General features: G+C 64.4%; 17 protein-coding genes. 11 read left to right on the top strand and 6 right to left on the bottom strand.

Annotation, left to right across the window (positions count from 1 at the left end):
• The first annotated feature begins 29 nt into the window (after positions 1–29).
• Together C442_RS09920 and C442_RS09915 are read left to right on the top strand one after the other, a co-directional pair.
• Positions 30–764 (top strand): proteasome assembly chaperone family protein, encoded by a 735-nt coding sequence (locus tag C442_RS09920; protein WP_008310048.1) that lies wholly within the window; start codon positions 30–32, stop codon positions 762–764.
• Between the two features lie 125 nt (positions 765–889).
• The gene (locus C442_RS09915) at positions 890–1,084 is read left to right on the top strand and encodes a hypothetical protein (protein ID WP_008310046.1); all 195 of its coding nucleotides are present in this window, start codon (positions 890–892) and stop codon (positions 1,082–1,084) included.
• A 9-nt stretch (positions 1,085–1,093) separates the two neighbouring features.
• Here C442_RS09915 and C442_RS09910 read toward each other — a convergent pair whose 3' ends face one another.
• Positions 1,094–1,315 (bottom strand): hypothetical protein, encoded by a 222-nt coding sequence (locus tag C442_RS09910; RefSeq protein WP_008310044.1) that lies wholly within the window; start codon positions 1,313–1,315, stop codon positions 1,094–1,096.
• A gap of 175 nt (positions 1,316–1,490) precedes the next feature.
• The gene (locus C442_RS09905; RefSeq protein WP_008310043.1) at positions 1,491–2,342 is read right to left on the bottom strand and encodes a translation initiation factor eIF-2B; all 852 of its coding nucleotides are present in this window, start codon (positions 2,340–2,342) and stop codon (positions 1,491–1,493) included.
• Positions 2,343–2,432: 90 nt separating this feature from the next.
• Here C442_RS09905 and C442_RS09900 point away from each other — a divergent pair, with 90 nt between their 5' ends.
• Positions 2,433–2,864: a type IV pilin gene (locus C442_RS09900; protein WP_008310041.1), complete on the top strand. Its 432-nt coding sequence runs from the start codon at positions 2,433–2,435 to the stop codon at positions 2,862–2,864.
• 22 nt (positions 2,865–2,886) lie between these two features.
• Here C442_RS09900 and C442_RS09895 read toward each other — a convergent pair whose 3' ends face one another.
• Positions 2,887–3,981, bottom strand: a complete 1,095-nt coding sequence (locus C442_RS09895; RefSeq protein WP_008310039.1) for a DoxX family protein — start codon at positions 3,979–3,981, stop codon at positions 2,887–2,889.
• 112 nt (positions 3,982–4,093) lie between these two features.
• Between C442_RS09895 and C442_RS09890 the strand changes: the two genes are divergently transcribed.
• The 4 genes from C442_RS09890 (at position 4,094) to C442_RS09875 (ending at position 7,276) form a co-directional block, all read left to right on the top strand.
• Positions 4,094–4,573 (top strand): GNAT family N-acetyltransferase, encoded by a 480-nt coding sequence (locus tag C442_RS09890; protein ID WP_008310038.1) that lies wholly within the window; start codon positions 4,094–4,096, stop codon positions 4,571–4,573.
• Positions 4,574–4,612: 39 nt separating this feature from the next.
• Entirely contained in the window at positions 4,613–5,791 is a 1,179-nt protein-coding gene (priS, locus tag C442_RS09885) for a DNA primase small subunit PriS (RefSeq protein WP_008310036.1), read from the top strand.
• Entirely contained in the window at positions 5,788–6,741 is a 954-nt protein-coding gene (locus tag C442_RS09880) for a hypothetical protein (protein ID WP_008310034.1), read from the top strand. The genes priS and C442_RS09880 overlap by 4 nt, the downstream gene beginning before the upstream one ends.
• A gap of 103 nt (positions 6,742–6,844) precedes the next feature.
• Positions 6,845–7,276, top strand: a complete 432-nt coding sequence (locus C442_RS09875; protein WP_008310032.1) for a hypothetical protein — start codon at positions 6,845–6,847, stop codon at positions 7,274–7,276.
• A gap of 37 nt (positions 7,277–7,313) precedes the next feature.
• On the opposite strand, the gene C442_RS09870 is transcribed toward C442_RS09875, so the two are convergent.
• Entirely contained in the window at positions 7,314–8,399 is a 1,086-nt protein-coding gene (locus C442_RS09870) for a S1C family serine protease (protein WP_049942926.1), read from the bottom strand.
• Between the two features lie 145 nt (positions 8,400–8,544).
• On the opposite strand from C442_RS09870, the gene C442_RS09865 reads away from it, so the two are divergent.
• From C442_RS09865 to C442_RS09855, 3 genes are all read left to right on the top strand, one after another.
• Positions 8,545–8,808, top strand: a complete 264-nt coding sequence (locus C442_RS09865; RefSeq protein WP_049942925.1) for a hypothetical protein — start codon at positions 8,545–8,547, stop codon at positions 8,806–8,808.
• A 145-nt stretch (positions 8,809–8,953) separates the two neighbouring features.
• Positions 8,954–11,536 carry a heavy metal translocating P-type ATPase gene (locus C442_RS09860; RefSeq protein ID WP_008310027.1) on the top strand — a complete coding sequence of 861 codons (2,583 nt, stop codon included), beginning with the start codon at positions 8,954–8,956 and terminating at the stop codon, positions 11,534–11,536.
• A gap of 68 nt (positions 11,537–11,604) precedes the next feature.
• Entirely contained in the window at positions 11,605–12,324 is a 720-nt protein-coding gene (locus C442_RS09855) for a metal-dependent hydrolase (RefSeq protein WP_008310025.1), read from the top strand.
• Here C442_RS09855 and C442_RS09850 read toward each other — a convergent pair.
• Entirely contained in the window at positions 12,321–13,670 is a 1,350-nt protein-coding gene (locus tag C442_RS09850; protein ID WP_008310022.1) for an ATP-binding protein, read from the bottom strand. The two genes, C442_RS09855 and C442_RS09850, sit on opposite strands and share 4 nt — an antisense overlap.
• Before the next feature lie 327 nt (positions 13,671–13,997).
• On the opposite strand from C442_RS09850, the gene C442_RS09845 reads away from it, so the two are divergent.
• Positions 13,998–14,240 carry a hypothetical protein gene (locus C442_RS09845; RefSeq protein ID WP_008310020.1) on the top strand — a complete coding sequence of 81 codons (243 nt, stop codon included), beginning with the start codon at positions 13,998–14,000 and terminating at the stop codon, positions 14,238–14,240.
• A 176-nt stretch (positions 14,241–14,416) separates the two neighbouring features.
• On the opposite strand, the gene ilvD is transcribed toward C442_RS09845, so the two are convergent.
• Positions 14,417–16,144, bottom strand: a complete 1,728-nt coding sequence (gene ilvD / locus C442_RS09840; protein WP_008310019.1) for a dihydroxy-acid dehydratase — start codon at positions 16,142–16,144, stop codon at positions 14,417–14,419.
• Between the last annotated feature and the right edge of the window lie 67 nt (positions 16,145–16,211).

Raw genomic sequence — 16,211 nt, 5'->3', positions numbered from 1 at the left:
ATTACCCCTTGCGGCCCGTCTGAAAAAACATGTCTTCCGATGACATCTCGGTGGTCCTCTCGGACGACCGACCACCGGTCGATACGCTGGCAGTCGGCGTCTCGGAGTACGGCTTGGCCGGCCTCACGGCCGTCGATTATCTCGCCGACCAGCATTCGATGCGAGAGGTCGGTCATCTACGGACGCCGGGACCGCCGTTCATTACCCCATTCGAGAACGGAACCCCGAGACATCACACGCGGCTGTATGTCGACGAAGCAGCGTCGTTTGCAGTCTTAGTCGGCGAACGGTTCGTGCCACCAGCCCAAGCCAAGTCGCTTGCCGAGGCAATCACGACTGCCGGGGAAAAACTGGACGCTTCGAACATTACGATGCTCACCGGCGTCCCCATCGCGCACGGGCCCGACGACCACGCCCCGTTTTACATCGCAACGCCAGCGTATCGGGAAGCGTATCTCGACGATACCGACATCAGGCCGATGGGGAGCGGGTTCCTCGACGGACTGAGTGCGGAGCTTGTCACCATGGGTATCGACGGCTCGCTTTCGACCGGCGTTTTCACAACGCCGACACATCCGCAAGCGCCCGATGCTGCGGCCGCAATCAGACTGCTCACCGCACTGAAAGAGACCCATGCGATCCAGATCGACACCGGTCCGCTAGAGGCCTTTGCCGCGAATATCGAAGCCCACTATCAGGCACTCGCTGAGCGGATGGAAGCCGCCGATTCCGACCGAATGTCTGATGACCGAATGTATATGTAATTGCTAAAATTTGGGATGTTCATCCATGTTTTCGTGGATTAAAACTATATCAATTCCACATTGTGCGTGAACAATAAAACATTTCGCCGACACCTTTTTCAGCGTACAGCGCGTTCCTTTCCTTGATGACCTCCACCGAAATCTACACGACCAGCGCGGTCGACTCAGACCCACCGCCACAGACGCGGTCCAAGACATCGCTGTTTTGCCCCCACTGCGGTCACGAGAGCGCAGTGACGGGCGACTGGACCGCCGAAGCAACGGAACACAGTCTACAGCTCCGGTGTCCGGACTGTGACACCGTCGTCCAACAGCGATAGACTGCGTAACTACTTCTCGCCGTCTGTAGACGAGGGATTTCCCGGGTTCTCAGCGGGCGGACTCACTTTGATGAACTCGACGGCGAGATACACCATTGAGACGATGGCCAGCATGAGCAAGTAGCTCGCTTCTTCAGGACTTTGCAGACTCACTCCAAGGGTGGAAAGCGTTGCAACGAGTACGGCGGTACACCGACGGATCGTCTGGCGGAGGAGGGCAGTGTCGTCCATACGTGGCTTCTTCACTGCCAGCAACAAGAACCTTCGACCCCGCTTTCCGTCGCCGGGACCCGTCCTGCTGGATGCGGAAAAGACAGCAGTCCGCCTCATACTGTTGGCTGTGACTATTTTAAGATATTCGCCACCCCGGGTGGCGAAATTCTTTACAGACGTACAGCCGACAGTATCAGTACTCGTGGATTCCGTCGTCAGTGACGACCGTATCAAGCAGGTGCGTCGGCGTGGCGTCGTAGGCCGGGTTTGCGACCTCGAACCCCTCCGCGGGTTCCCGGAGTACCTCAGATGGTGACCGGATCTCGTTTTCGAAGGCGAAGGCCCCGTCGACGTACTTCGCGGCGGCCCCGACGACCGTCACCGGCACGTCGTTGTCCGCCGCCGCCGTCGCAATCGGATAGGTGCCGATGCGGTTGTACAGCGTGTCGTCGACGATGCAGTCCATGCCGACGAGCACGCGGTCGACCTGTGACATGAAGTGGCCGGCGGCGCTGTCGACGATGAGCGTCACGTCGACCCCGTCCCGTTTCGAGAGGTGGCGCGTCATCTTTCGACCGAGGAAGCGTGGTCGCGACTCCGTCACGTACACCTCGAAGCTGTGGCCGGCCTCGATGGCGTCGTCGATGGCCGCAAGGACCGTCGAGGAGAAGTCGTGGGTCAACAGCACGTCGTCGTCAGCGATCTCCGACACGGCGCGCGCAGCGGCGCGGTCTTTCGACGACTCCACCGAGTCAATCACGTCGTCGATAGCCTCGGTAGTCAGTTCCTTGGCGGTCGCCACGTCCTCGGGCTCCGCGTCCGAAACGGCGTTGACGATTCGGTGCTGGGTCGTATGGAGGGAGGCGTGGGAGGGGTTCGCTCGCCGGAGTGCGCTGCTGTTCCGGTCGAGCGAGCGGAGGTAGTCCTCGACCGTCGGGTACTCCCTGTCAGTCAGGTCCCGGAGCGCCTGGGCGGCTTTGACTGCGACCACGGAGGAACTGTGGGTCTGCATCTCCGAGATCTCCTCGACAGTCTCGTCTATCATACCGGTGGCTGTGAGTTGGACCGATATGTGTCTTCCCCTCGCCGTCGAACAGCATTTAACGCCGTCTCACATTAGGGGTGATAGACGGCTATGGGACAGTTCAGGACTGAGACCGTCGGGATGACGGAGGGCATCGGCGTTGCCGTGCTCATCGGACTGACGCTACTCGTGACGGCTATCGTCGGGCTGAACGTCCTCGTCATCGAGGACGACGACGGCGGCGGCCCGCAGGCGAATTTCAGCTACGACTACGTCGAGGACAACGAACTGCTCATCGTTACACACGCCCGCGGCGACGAGTTCGAAGCGGGGAACGTCGAATTCGAAGGACCGAGCAGAACGGTCACCTGGGCACAGGTGGCGAACCGGGAGCCCGACGCGATGATCGGTCCGGGCGACATCGCGCAGTTGAGCAGCGGGAACGCCTACGAGCGGCGGGTGAGCGCCCGTGACACGATTACGATATACCACAACACGAGCGGGAACCGGACCCAGCTAGACCAGTGGGACGGCGCGAACTGACGGCGGTACTGCTGTAGACCAGTCAGTCCGCCGAAGCGACGGTCTCACGGTCGCTCTGTGCCGGCCGACCGAACCAGTCGTCGAAGGAGAGCGGCCCGGCACCCATCGTGAACACCGCTGAGGCCATTCCGAACAGCGTGATGTGCGCGAGCACCGGGTCGTCCGGCAGGCCGAACAGCGTCGTGGTGAACAGAATAAAGGAGACGGCCGCGGCCCCGCGGGTCATGAAGCCGAAGATCAACACCAGACCGACCAGCACCTCGGTCAGGCCGGCGCCGAGCACCCACATGCCGGGGTCGACGGGCACGACGGCGGTGAGATCGTACTTTTCGACGACCAGCAGCGCCTGGCCGGGGTCGGCGAGTTTCTGGAACAGTCCGAGGTAGATGAACGTCACACCCATGCCGACCCGGACGATGACCGGGACGTACTCGCGGTACGGTGCCGTCGCCGAGTCGAGAAAGCCCTTGAGATAGTGGACCGGGTCGACGCGGCCGTAGTAAGTCCCGTCGGTGCTGGCGACCTGCTGGAGCATGTGGTCGGCGCTCGGGCGACCACCGCCCAGAATCAACAGTGCCAGAAAGGCCGGGACGTACTCCATAGCGAGCACGACGCCCGGGTCGACGGTCAGTGCCCATCCGTAAGTCAATAGCCCGATAGTCGTGACGATACGGGTCGCGAGCCCGAACAGGAGCGTGAACCCCAGCCCGATAAACAGGGCACGGACGAGCGGGTTCGTGGTCGGGTCAAACGTCACTGTGGGAGCGAACAGGTATCCCTGGAAGCCAGCGCCGACGAGCGGCAGCCCCACGCTGAGTCGGAGCATCCACGGGACGAGGTCCGCGTAGCCGACGAGTACGTCCCGGAGGATGACGATGTCCGTAATCGTGGGTCGGACCCAGAGATATGCCGCGAGGCCGACAGTCACGGCGAACCCCGAGGCGCCGAAAACGGCCGCGTTAACCGGGTTCGACAGCACGGATATCGCAAACGCCACCGCGTCGAGGGCCTCCCCCGGCCCCCCGGTCACGTAGTCGACGTGTGCCGCCGCGGGTCGCGAAAAGAGAGTGAGAACGAGCGCGACAGTTCCGGCGAGACTCGGGATACGCGTCTTCATACCTGACAATTCGTGGGCTAGCTACCTAATCCTTCGTTCGTTCCCTGCCGGTTCGACAGCCCACCTCTGTAGGCGGTGGAATTATATCTACGCCTCCACTACTTATACGGCAGTGAGCGTCAACATCGAGACACAGATCGTCGAACGCGGGGACGACGAACACGTCGACGCGGCGTGGCGGCTCAAGGAAAACATCCGCGAATCCGACGGGGTCCTGCGACAGCGGCGGGGGTTCTTTCGCGACGCCTACCGACGGTCGACCACCTATCTCTACATCGACCGGTCCAAGGACCGCCTCATCGGCTTCGCCGCGGTTCGACGCGACGGCTACATTCTCTTTCTCGCAGTCGACGACGAGTACAGGGGCCACGGCTTCGGCAAGCGACTCGTCGCCCGCGTCGCCGAGGACTACGGCAGCGTGACCTGCCACGCCCGGGCGACGAATCGGGAGGCGATCGGCTTCTACAAACACATCGGCTTCGAGATCCGGCGGCGCATCGACAACTACTACGAGGACGGCGGCGACGCCTACTACCTCAAGCTCGGCGAAGACTCTATCACTGACAAACTGTCGAAGTTCCTGCGTAGCTAAGCGAACGCTTTTCAAGGGACCTCCCCAACGAGGTAGCCGATGGAAGAGCGGACCCGCGCGTACCTCCGTGGCCGGTTCGGCGATCACTACCGACAGGCGTCAGTAACGCCGCCGCCGGCCGCGAACGAACGTGAATGGGGATTCATTCCCTGGACCGACGGCCCCGGCGAGACGATGGTCCGCCATCGCTCGCTGCTGGACCTCGGCGAGATCGAGGACTTCCTCGGTCGCCGGAAGCCCCGCCACGTCTACTTCTCCGCGGGCCGCTACGACGAACCGAGCGCTTCGACGATGTCGGACAAGGGCTGGCGCTCCTCGGACCTCGTGTTCGACCTCGACGCCGACCACCTGCCCTCGGTGGTGCTTGGCGAGGACACCTACGCCGAGATGCTCGAAAAGTGCAAGGACGCGCTGCTTCGACTGCTTGACTTCCTGGAAGACGACTTCGGCTTCGAGGACCTGACCGTCGTCTTCTCCGGCGGTCGGGGGTACCACGTCCACGTCCGAGACGAGCGCATCCGCGGCCTCGAACGGGACGCCCGCCGGGAAATCGTCGACTACGTCCGCGGTATCGGCCTGGAGTTCGACGAACTCGTCGACGAGGAGTCCGTCGCCGGCACGGCCGGCCGGTCCAGTCCGGCACAGAAGCGGACGCTCTCGACGGAGGGCGGCTGGAGCGCCCGCGCGCACCGCCACATGCTCACTGTCGTCGACGACCTCCTCGCGATGGAGGAGGCGGACGCGCTCGAACAACTGCAGGAGTACGACGGCATCGGCGAGGGGAAGGCGACGGCGGCGCTGAACGCGGCCCGGTCGAACTACGAGCAACTGGAGGCCGGCAACATCGACGTGCATCCGGCGTTCTACCAGCTGGCGAAGATCCTCCTTCATGAGGTCGTCGCGGCGGACAACGCGCCGATAGACGAACCGGTGACGACGGACACGAACCGGCTCATCCGCCTGCCCGGGTCGCTACACGGCGGCAGCGGGCTTGAAGTCCAGCGCATCGACCGCGAGGACATCGACGCGTTCGACCCGCTGGTCGACCCCGTGCCGGAGACGTTCCGGGGCCACGACATCACCGTCGAGGTGACTGACGGGGGCCTCGTCGAGCTGGATGGCGATAGCTTTACACTGGAGGCGGGTAATCAGACTGTACCAGAGCACGTGGGCGTGTTTCTCATGGCCCGTGGCCGCGCCGAGAAGGGGAAAGAATGAACGTAGACGAACTCCAGTCCGTCCAATCGCGGGAACGCCAGACCGACCAGCTCCAGCAGCTGCGCGAAACGTTCTACGAGGACGCCGGCCAGTTCATTCAACAGCTCCGGTCGGAGCGCGACCGCGCGGCCGAGCGCGCCGAGGACCCGTTCGACTCGCCCGAGGTCAACCGCCTGACCGACGATATCAAGACCGCCGAGCAGACCGTCGAAGCCGTCTACGAACGCCGCGTCGGCAAGATCGTCAAGATGGCGTCGCTGGCCGCGGCGGACATGCCGACCGAGGACGACGGCCTCACACGCGAGGAGCGGGACCTGTTCGAGACGATGGTCGAGGCTATCGAGTCCAACCGGGGCCACGTCCTCGACGTCATCGCGGGGGAGGCCCCGACCGGCGCGGTCGGCGACGAGCCGAACTCGGACGAGCGACAGGCCCCCGATCCGGAGCCACGTCAGACGGCGGACGAACCGGCAGCCGACACGGCCGACCCGCCCGAGCCCCCATCGACGCCGGACACGGGTGTCGACGCGGCCGACATGATGGGCAGCGGCGGGGACCAGTCGGAGCCAGCGGAGGAACCCGACACACCGACGCCGCCGGACCTGGATACGGGCAGCAATCCCACTGTCGACAGTCAGTCCGATCCGGCAGACGTGCCGGCCGCCGGTGACGACGTACCGGTCCCACCGGCCGAACCCGGCGCTGAGTCCAATTCCGGACCAGCGGCGGACCCGACGCACGCCGACGGCGGACCGCAGTCACCAGCCAGTTCAGATACCGCTGGAGCCGCTGACGTGGACCGACGGACGGTCCGCATCACGGACGACGTGGGCGAGATATTCGGCGTCGACCAGCGCGAGTACGACCTCTCGACGGACGACGTGGTGACGCTGCCGGCCGACAACGCCGACCCGCTGGTCGAACAGGACGCCGCCGAACCGTTAGAATAAGCCGACGCGACGGGCTGGAACAGGCCGCTGTGCGAAGTACCGCCCGACATTCTGTTCTGTGACAGCGGTGGACTATTTGTGGACAGTCGTGCAGTTGAGACGTATGAACACGCACGTCCGCATCGTCGTCGCGCTGCTCCTCGGCGTACTTGCGTTTGCCGTCACGACCGTCTCGGTGACCGCCGGCTTCGAACCACAGATAGAGTTCTCGCTGCTTATCGGCCTGCCAGTGGGCGTCTCGGCCGGCCTGACCGGACTGCTCGCCGGCTACGTCCTGCTGTGGCACCGCGACCGAGCGGCGGCGGGCGAACTCTCCGACCGCGCGGCCCGCCTCCGACTGGCCGCGTTGGCGACCATCGCGGACTTCGTCGTGGTCACTGCGGCCGGCGTTGCGCTCTACGTGTTCGGCAATAGGGGCCTCGGTATCAGCCTGCTCGTCGCGGGGCTCCCGGTGACACTGCCCCTCGCTGCCGCCGTCAGCTACGTACTGACCGGCGGCAGCCGTAACGAACAGGGCGGGCTCCGGACGCGGTAACCACGGTCGGAGCAGCAGATTCGGCCGCCGACGCTCGTTACGGCTCCGGGCGCGAGCCGAGCGTGAGTTCGACTGTCTCCTGTGTCCCGTCGCGCTCGACCAGTACGTCGACCGTCTCGTCGGGGCTAGTCTCCAGCGCGAGGAAGCTCCCAAGCGCCTGCCGCGTCGGCGTCGGCGTGTCGTCCATCTGTCTGACCACGTCACCGCCAGTGGGAATCTCCGTCCCCGAAATCGTCGTCGCCCCGTCGCTTCCCTGTAGGACGCCCGCCGCTGGCCCACCACTGACGACACGGGTGATGTACACCCCGGACCCGGGGTCTAAGTTGTTCGCCTCGGCGATCCGCGGCGACACGCTCTGGAGGCCAACACCCATGTACGGATGGTCGTAGTCGCCGGTCTGGATGAGCGACGGCACGACACGCTGGGCGAGCGGGGCCGAGATGGCAAAGGCGACGTTGTCGCCGCCGCCGGAGTTGATGACACCGACCACGTCGCCCTCAAGCGTGACCAGCGGCCCGCCGCTGTTCCCCGGGTTGACCGGTGCGTCGGTCTGGACCGCGTCCGCGATGGAGAAGTTGTTCGCGCTCTGGAGCGTGCGGTCGACGCCGCTGACGATGCCCGCGGACACCGAGCCGGAGAGGCCAAACGGGTTCCCGATAGCGACGACTTCGGTCCCGACTGTCGTCTCGGTCTCCACAAACGAGAGAGGTGTCACGTCCGGTGTCGCGCCGATGCGGAGGACCGCCAGGTCGCTGTACACGTCCGCGCCGACGACGGGAGCGGAACGCCAGCCGGTGTCGGCAAAGCGGACGTAGTACTCGTCCCCGCCCGCGACGACGTGTTCGTTCGTGACGATGTGTTCGTCGTCGACGAGGAAGCCGCTCCCCTGCCCACCACGCGAGTCTTCGGCGTACACCCTGATCGAGACGACGGCATCGGCGACCTCTTGATAGACGTCGGCGTAGACGCTGTCGGACTGCGCGACCGCGTCGGCCGACCCCGACTGGTCGGCGGCGTTACCGTCCGAATCGCTGCTGGTCCCGGGGCTCTGACAGCCAGCCGTGGCCGCGACGGCCGTCCCGAGGGCCCCTAACATCGCTCGGCGCGTGAAAGACTGTTTCATACTGGGGCGTAGGCCTGGGCTGCGAAAAAGGCACGGTCAGGTCTCTCTACCGCACCCGAGTGCTCGATTGCGGTGTGTCGTGACTTTCAGTTCGCCCTCGAAGACGGGCATAAACTACAATCGTCCCGATAGCATACGGGGGGGCATGGCAGAGGATTCATCGGGAACAAAAATGCCGACACCGGGGTTCGTGTTGCCCGGTCTGCGATGTGGTGTCGAGATGGCACTCGTCGGGACAATCGTACTGCTCATCGGCCTCCCGACCGAGGAGCCGATACGGCTGGGAATCGTCTTCCTGTCGGCCCTACTGGCGATGACTGTGGTACTGTTCTGGGCGGTCGGCCGACATATGCGACGCTGGATCCGCTACGCACAGGGAAAGCCGACCCGGACGACGCCGTTCGACTGAGGGAAATGTCTCAGCCAGCACAGCCAACAGTGCGGTCGATGCCGGCCAGATTAATAATAAAACCGAGTTTATTTATTAACTAATCCCACTTAGAGCGCCGATTTTAGCAGTTGAATTAATAAGAGCGGGTAGCCTAGCACCGGTAATGACGGAGTCCGACGGCTGTTCGGATGGCGATGGATGTGGCTGCTCGAATGCCGATAGTCACCCGACAGCGACGGGCTCACACGATGGGGCCCGCGTCGCGCAGCTGTCTGTCCCCGAAATGGACTGTCCCTCCTGTGCTGGAAAGGTAGAATCGAGCGTCCGCGAACTGACGGGCATCGAGGGCGTCGACGCGCAGGTAGCGACGGGCCGGCTCACCGTCGAGTACGACGAGGCCGAAACGGACGTGGACGCGATAGCGGCGCGCGTCGAAGCGGCGGGCTACACCGTCGCAGACGACGGCGGCGAGACGCTGCGGTTCGGGGTCCCGGATATGGACTGTGCCTCCTGCGCCGGCAAGGTCGAGAGCGCGCTGGGGAGGGTTGACGGTCTCAGAGTCGTCGAGACGCACCCGACTACCGGGACGGCCGTCGTCACATACGACCGGAACGCGACGACGGAGGGCGACCTCGTGGCGGCAATCGAGAGCGCCGGGTACGAGGTCACGGAGACGACAGGCGAGGACGACACGGCGACCGGGCAGACGGACGAGAACGGCTCGCTCTGGACCAGCTCGCGGGCGCTGAAGACGTGGGTCAGCGGCGTGTTCGTCGCGTTCGGCCTCCTCTTCGAGTTCCTGCTGGCCGGCGTGAACGCGCAGGTCGGGAGCGTCTTCGGGTCGCCGCTGCACGCCGCCGACATTCTGTTTCTCATCGCGGTCGCGACGGGCGGCCAGGAAATCCTGCGTGGCGGCTACTACTCCCTGAAAAACCGGAACCTGGACATCGACCTGCTGATGTCCATCGCCATTCTGGGCGCGCTCACAGCCAGTCTGGCCTTCGGCGAGGCGCTGTACTTCGAGGCCGCCACGCTTGCGTTCCTGTTCAGCGTCGCGGAACTACTGGAGCGCTACTCGATGGACCGCGCGCGGAACTCTCTGGCGGAACTGATGGACCTCTCGCCCGACGAAGCGACGGTCAAGCGGGATGGCACCGAGCAGGTGATGGCCGTCGGAGACGTGCAGGTCGGTGATGTCGTCGTCATCAGGCCCGGTGAGAAGATACCGATGGACGGGGCGGTCATCGAGGGGACCAGCGCGGTCAATCAGGCACCGATCACCGGCGAGAGCGTCCCGGTCGACAAGACCGAGGGCGACGAGGTGTACGCCGGGACAATCAACGAGGAGGGGTATCTGGAAGTACAGGTCACGGCGGCGGCCAGCGACAACACGCTCTCGCGCATCGTCCAGATGGTCGAGGACGCCCAGTCGAACAAGACCGAGCGCGAGCAGTTCGTCGAGCGCTTCTCGGCGTACTACACGCCGGTCGTCGTCGCGTTCGCCGTCCTTGTGACACTGGCGTCCCCCACCGTGTTCGAGGTGGCGTGGTCGACCGCCGTCGTGTACGGCCTGACCCTGCTGGTGCTGGCCTGTCCTTGCGCGTTCGTCATCTCGACGCCAGTCTCGGTCGTCTCGGGCATCACCAGCGCTGCGAAGAACGGCGTGCTCATCAAGGGCGGCAACCACCTCGAAGCGATGGGCGCGGTCGACGTGGTCGCGTTCGACAAGACGGGCACGCTCACGAAGGGCGAACTGACTGTCACCGACGTGATTCCGCTCAACGGGAACACCGAGGAGGAGGTCCTGCAGTGCGCCCGCGGCCTCGAACAGCGGAGCGAACACCCCATCGGCGAGGCCATCGTCGCCGAGGCGGGCACTGCTGGCGTCGAAAGTACCGAAGTCGATGACTTCGAGAGCATCACCGGGAAGGGCGTCCGGGCGGACCTCGACGGGACGCCTCACTACGCCGGCAAGCCGGGGCTGTTCGACGACCTCGGGTTCGACCTCTCGCACGTCCACGCGACCACCGACGGCGGCGTCGTCACGAAAACGGCACAGCAACTCTGTCAGCGCCACAACTGCCTGGACCTGCTGGCGGACACGGTTCCGGAACTCCAGGCCGAAGGTAAAACGGTCGTCATCGTCGGGACAGAAGACGAGATAGAGGGTGTTATCGCCGTCGCCGACGAGGTGCGCCCGGAAGCGAAAGCCGCCGTCTCACGGCTCCGCGAGCTGGGCGTCGAGCGGACGGTGATGCTCACCGGCGACAACGAACGCACTGCGGGAGCTATCGCCCGAGAAGTGGGTGTCGACGACTACCAGGCCGAGCTCCTGCCCGACGAGAAAGTCGCCGCTATCGACGACCTCGTCCAAGAATACGACGGTGTCGCGATGGTCGGGGACGGTATCAACGACGCGCCGGCGCTGGCGAGCGCGACCGTCGGCGTCGCGATGGGGGCCGCCGGTACAGATACCGCCCTCGAAACTGCCGATATCGCCCTCATGAGCGACGACCTCTCGAAGCTCCCGTACCTGTACGAACTGGCCAACGACGCAAACGGCGTCATCCGGCAGAACATCTGGGCCAGTCTCGCGGTCAAGGCCGGCCTGGCGGTCGCTGTCCCGTTCGGCCTCGTCCCTATCTGGGTCGCCGTGCTCGCGGGCGACGCAGGCATGACGACGGCCGTGACCGGGAACGCGATGCGGCTCTCGCGGGTCCGGCCGGAGAACGGTGACGGGGCGTAGTCAGGAATGATCGTCCGCCCCGGGCAACTGTGGTATTAAGTGGACGCCGGGAGTAGCGTGCATCCGACATGGAGCTCACATGGTACGGCCATTCGACGTGGCACGTAACAGTCGACGACACCGAATTGCTCATCGACCCGTTCTTCGATAACCCCAAGACGGACACGGACCCCGAGGAACTGGACCCGGACTACGTGTTGCTGACCCACGGCCACGCCGACCACATCGGCGACGTGGACCGCTACGAGGGCTGTGGGCTCGTGGCTACGCCGGAAATCGTCGAGTACTGCGAAGACAACTTCGGTGACTTCGACGCCGTCGGTGGCATGGGGATGAACCTCGGCGGCACCGTCGAAATCGGCGACGCGTTCGTCACGATGCACCGCGCCGACCACACGAACGGCATGGACACCAGCTACGGCACGAGCGGCGGGATGCCGGGTGGCTTCATCATCTCGGACACGAAGCCCACACAGGTCAGCGACGCGGAGTCGACGACGTTCTACCACGCCGGCGACACCGGTCTCATGACGGAGATGCGCGACGTCATCGGCCCGTTCCTCGAACCGGACGCCGCGGCGGTGCCGGTCGGCGACCACTTCACGATGGGGCCGATGCAGGCCGCCGTCGCCGTCGACTGGCTGGACGTCGACCACGCGTTCCCGATGCACTACGACACGTTCCCACCAATCGAAATCGAAACGCAAGACTTCGTGAACGAGGTCAAAGGCACCGGCAGCGACGCCGAGGTCCACGTCCTCGACGGCGACGAGAGCTTCGAGCTTTAATCCGGTCGTTCCACGTCGGTCACGGTAAACCGCGCGCCGCCCGCCTCGCTGTCATCGACGGACAGCGACCAGCCGTGTTCTTTCGCGATCCGGTTGGCGATGTAGAGCCCGAACCCGCTGTTTTGTTTCTCTGATGCGTACCCCGCTTCGAGCACCCGCTCCGGTGGCGAGACGTCGACGCCAGGCCCGTCGTCCGCGACAAAGAATCCCGAGGACGTGGCACCGACGCGAATCGCGACGTCGGGGCCGCCGTGTTCGACGGCGTTCGAGAGCAGAATCTCGAGAAACAGGCGCATCGACTCCGCGTCCGCCAGCAGTCTCCTGTCCGATGTCACTTCGAGCGATGCGGCTTCGAGCGATAGCGAACTCCACACGTCCCAGACGACTGTCGAGAGCCACTGTTGTTCGGGCTCGAACGCTGGCGAGTCGCTCGACGCCAGCGAGACGACCTTGTCGACGATACCGGAGAGCTGGTCGATAGAACGCTCCACAGCGTCGATGTGTTCGTCGTCGGCCTCGACCTGCGAGAGATGGCCGGTCGACACCTGGAGTTCGTTTCGGAGTTCGTGTGCGGCCAGCAGCGCCACCTTCCGGAGACGTTCGTTCTGTTGTCTGAGGAGACGTTCGCGCTCTTTCTGGTCGGTGATATCCTGCGTGATACCGATGAGGCCGATTAGCTCGCCGGTCTCGTCGTACCAGGGTATCTTCGACGTTTGGAGGTGTTTCCCCATCGACGGCGAGAACTCGTGGATGTCCAGGACGTCGGCCCCGTCGTTGATGACCTGTAGGTCGTCACCGCGTGCTGCATCCAGATACGTCGCCCCGGCGGGGAGCCCGTCTTCGTCTCGCCGGCCGAGCAGTTCCGGCGGGGCGTACGACGAATCGTTGAGCAACAGATAGTGCCTGTCATCGTCTTTCACGTACAGGTGCTCGGAGTACCGTTCGAACATCGTGGCGAGAATCGTCTCCGGCCGGGAAGCCGGTCGGGCGGCCATCGTCTCGCTGTCTTCGAGTGCTGCATCGACTGCGGCTGCCAGTTCCGGCGACCCGAGATCGTCGTCGACCGTCCGAATGTGATCTCCACGGTCCGCCTCACTGCCGTACATGATCACCGGGAGGTTCGGGTAGAGCCCGGTGGCTGCCTCCGCCAGATGACCGCCCGCCATCCCTCCACACGTCACCGGGACGACGAGGCAGTCAACCGCGGTACGTAGCAGTGTCGTATCGACGCATTCGGGCTCTGTCGTCTCGACCGTTGCGTCGATTGCTGCCTGTTCAAGTGCCGCCTGTAACTGCTCTCCGGCAGCAGTCTCGGCAGCGATGAGGAGGACGGTCGGCGGGGACATCAACACGCCCACGATTTGTCCCGGGATTGTAAATAGGTTTAGCAGTCATGATGAAAATAAAACAGGATACAACAGCGGAACGACCCCCTCCAGCCGATACTGGACACCGCTGCCAGAAGCGACCAGCCGCCTTCTGGATTGCACCATTAAGTGAACTGAAATGCTCGCTATAGGCGCATCTCATGTCACGATGGTTATCTCCCGACAAGAGAACTGTACGGTGATATTCGATAGAACGGGCCGTCGTCGGTGTAGTCGACAGGCGATCATGATATATAGATGAAAGGAGTCACAACATCCGAGTATCCGGGCGGCGTATAGTCAGGTGTGTCCGAAACGTACGTGTGCGCCCGATGCCAGGACGCCGTCGAGCGGAACTTCGAGGTTCGGTCGATCATCAGGACCTGCAGCGAGTGCGGCGAGAACGGTCGGTTCCTCCACAGGTCGCTGGTCGAGTCACTTTCTGAGATCGCCACAGAGGACCGGCCGGACGGCTGGGACCAGATGACACTGGACGAGCGGTTCGAAGCGGCGCTCAAAGAGGGGCTCATCACGGTCACACGGACATAAGTCTGTGCCGCCACGCTGACGACTCCGTTCGGTTCTGACGGCGCCTAGTTCTGCCGGTGACCTGCTCCGGCGGCGTTCGTCGGTCGACCCGCTACCCGATGCCACTGTCGTCGGTTTCCCACACTGTTGGCTGTGGCTAGCTCAAGATATTCGCGGTAGCGAAATTCGGTACAGTCTCAGTCCCACTTCGCGCCGGGGTTCGTCACCGCGCCGTTCGCCGCGGAGCCGAAGTCGCTGTGGTACTTCGCCAGCACGCCGCTGTCGTACGTCGGTTCAGGGTCGTAGTCTTCGAGGCGCTGCTCGATCTCCTCGTCGGTGAGGTCGACCGACAGTTCGTGGTCGTCGATGTCGATGGTGACGGTGTCGCCGTCCTCCAGCGCGGCGATGGGGCCGCCGACGAACGCCTCGGGGGCGACGTGGCCGATAGAGAAGCCCCGAGTCGCGCCGGAGAAGCGGCCGTCGGTGAACAGCGCCACGTCTTCGGCGTGACCCTGGCCGGCGACGGCTGAGGTCACGCCCAGCATCTCACGCATACCGGGACCGCCCTGTGGCCCCTCGTTGCGGATACAGATCACGTCGCCGGACTCGACGTGGCCTTCCTGCACGTACTCCATAGCACCCTCTTCCTGTTCGAACACGCGGACCGGACCCTCGTGATGGAGGTGGTCCTCGCCCGTGATCTTGATGACCGAGCCGTCGGGCGCGAGGTTGCCCGAGAGGATACGGATCGCACCGCGCTCGTGGATCGGGTCCTCGACGGTGTGGAGGTAGTCCACGTCGAGGTCCTCGATCGCGGGCGGGTCGATGCGTTCGAGTTCCTCTTCGATCGTGTTGCCCGTGACCGTGAGTTCGTCGCCGTGGAGCAGGCCGGCGTCGTTCAGCGCCTGCAAGACGACCGGGACGCCGCCGACCTCGTGGAGGTCGTTCATGACCTTCTCGCCGCCGGGCTGGAGGTCGGCGATCTTGGGCGTCCGGGCGCTGATTTCGTTGAACGTCTCGATGTCGAGGTCGATGCCGGCCTCCGCCGCGAGCGCGAGCAGGTGGAGGACGGCGTTGGTCGACCCGCCGACCGCGACTTGCAGGGCGATGGCGTTCTCGAAGGACTCGCGGGTGAGGAAGTCGGAGGGACTGCGGCGTTCCTGCACCACCTCGACGGCGAGTTCGCCGGCCCGGCGGGCCTCCTCGTAGCGGGACTCGTGTTCGGCCGGCGGGGAGGCCGACCCGAGCGGCGCGAAGCCGAGCGCTTCGGAGATGGAGGCCATGGTGTTGGCGGTGAACATCCCGCCACAGGAGCCCGCACCGGGGCAGGCGTGGCGTTCCATCTCGTCGAGTTCGCCCTCGCTCATCTCGCCGTCGGCGACCGCGCCCACGCCTTCGAAGACGTTCTGGATGGTGACCTCGCGGCCGTCGTGCTCGCCGGGCATGATGGAGCCGCCGTAGAGGAAGACGCTTGGCAGGTCCGTCCGGATAGCGGCCATCATCATCCCGGGCATGTTCTTGTCACAGCCACCGATGGTGACGATGCCGTCCATGCGCTCGCCGAAGGTGACAAGTTCGACAGAGTCGGCGATGATTTCGCGGGAGATGAGCGACGCCTTCATCCCCTCGGTCCCCATCGAGATGGCGTCGGAGATGGTGATCGTCCCGAACTCGATTGGCATCCCTTCAGTGTCGTCGATGCCGTCGTAGGCAGCGTCAGCCACGTCGTCCAGATGGACGTTACACGGCGTGATGTCGGCGGCGGGGTTCGCGATGCCGATCATCGGCGAGGACAGGTCCTCGTCGTCGTAGCCCATCGCGCGGAACATCGCGCGATGAGGGGCCTTCTCGTAGCCCTCTGTCACTTCGGTACTCCGGAGATCCGGGTCCTTCTCCGGCCGTTCTTGCCGTTCCTGCTTGCTCATATGTGAGCGTCGCCGTGAGCAACCTTAAATAACTTGTACTCGCGGTAACGTCCCACACAAGAGCGCG

It is taken from the genome of Haloarcula amylolytica JCM 13557 (genome assembly GCF_000336615.1).
GTDB classification, from domain to species: domain Archaea; phylum Halobacteriota; class Halobacteria; order Halobacteriales; family Haloarculaceae; genus Haloarcula; species Haloarcula amylolytica.
Note: the sequence above shows the minus strand (reverse complement) of the source record. Positions and strands in the feature narration are given on the sequence as shown.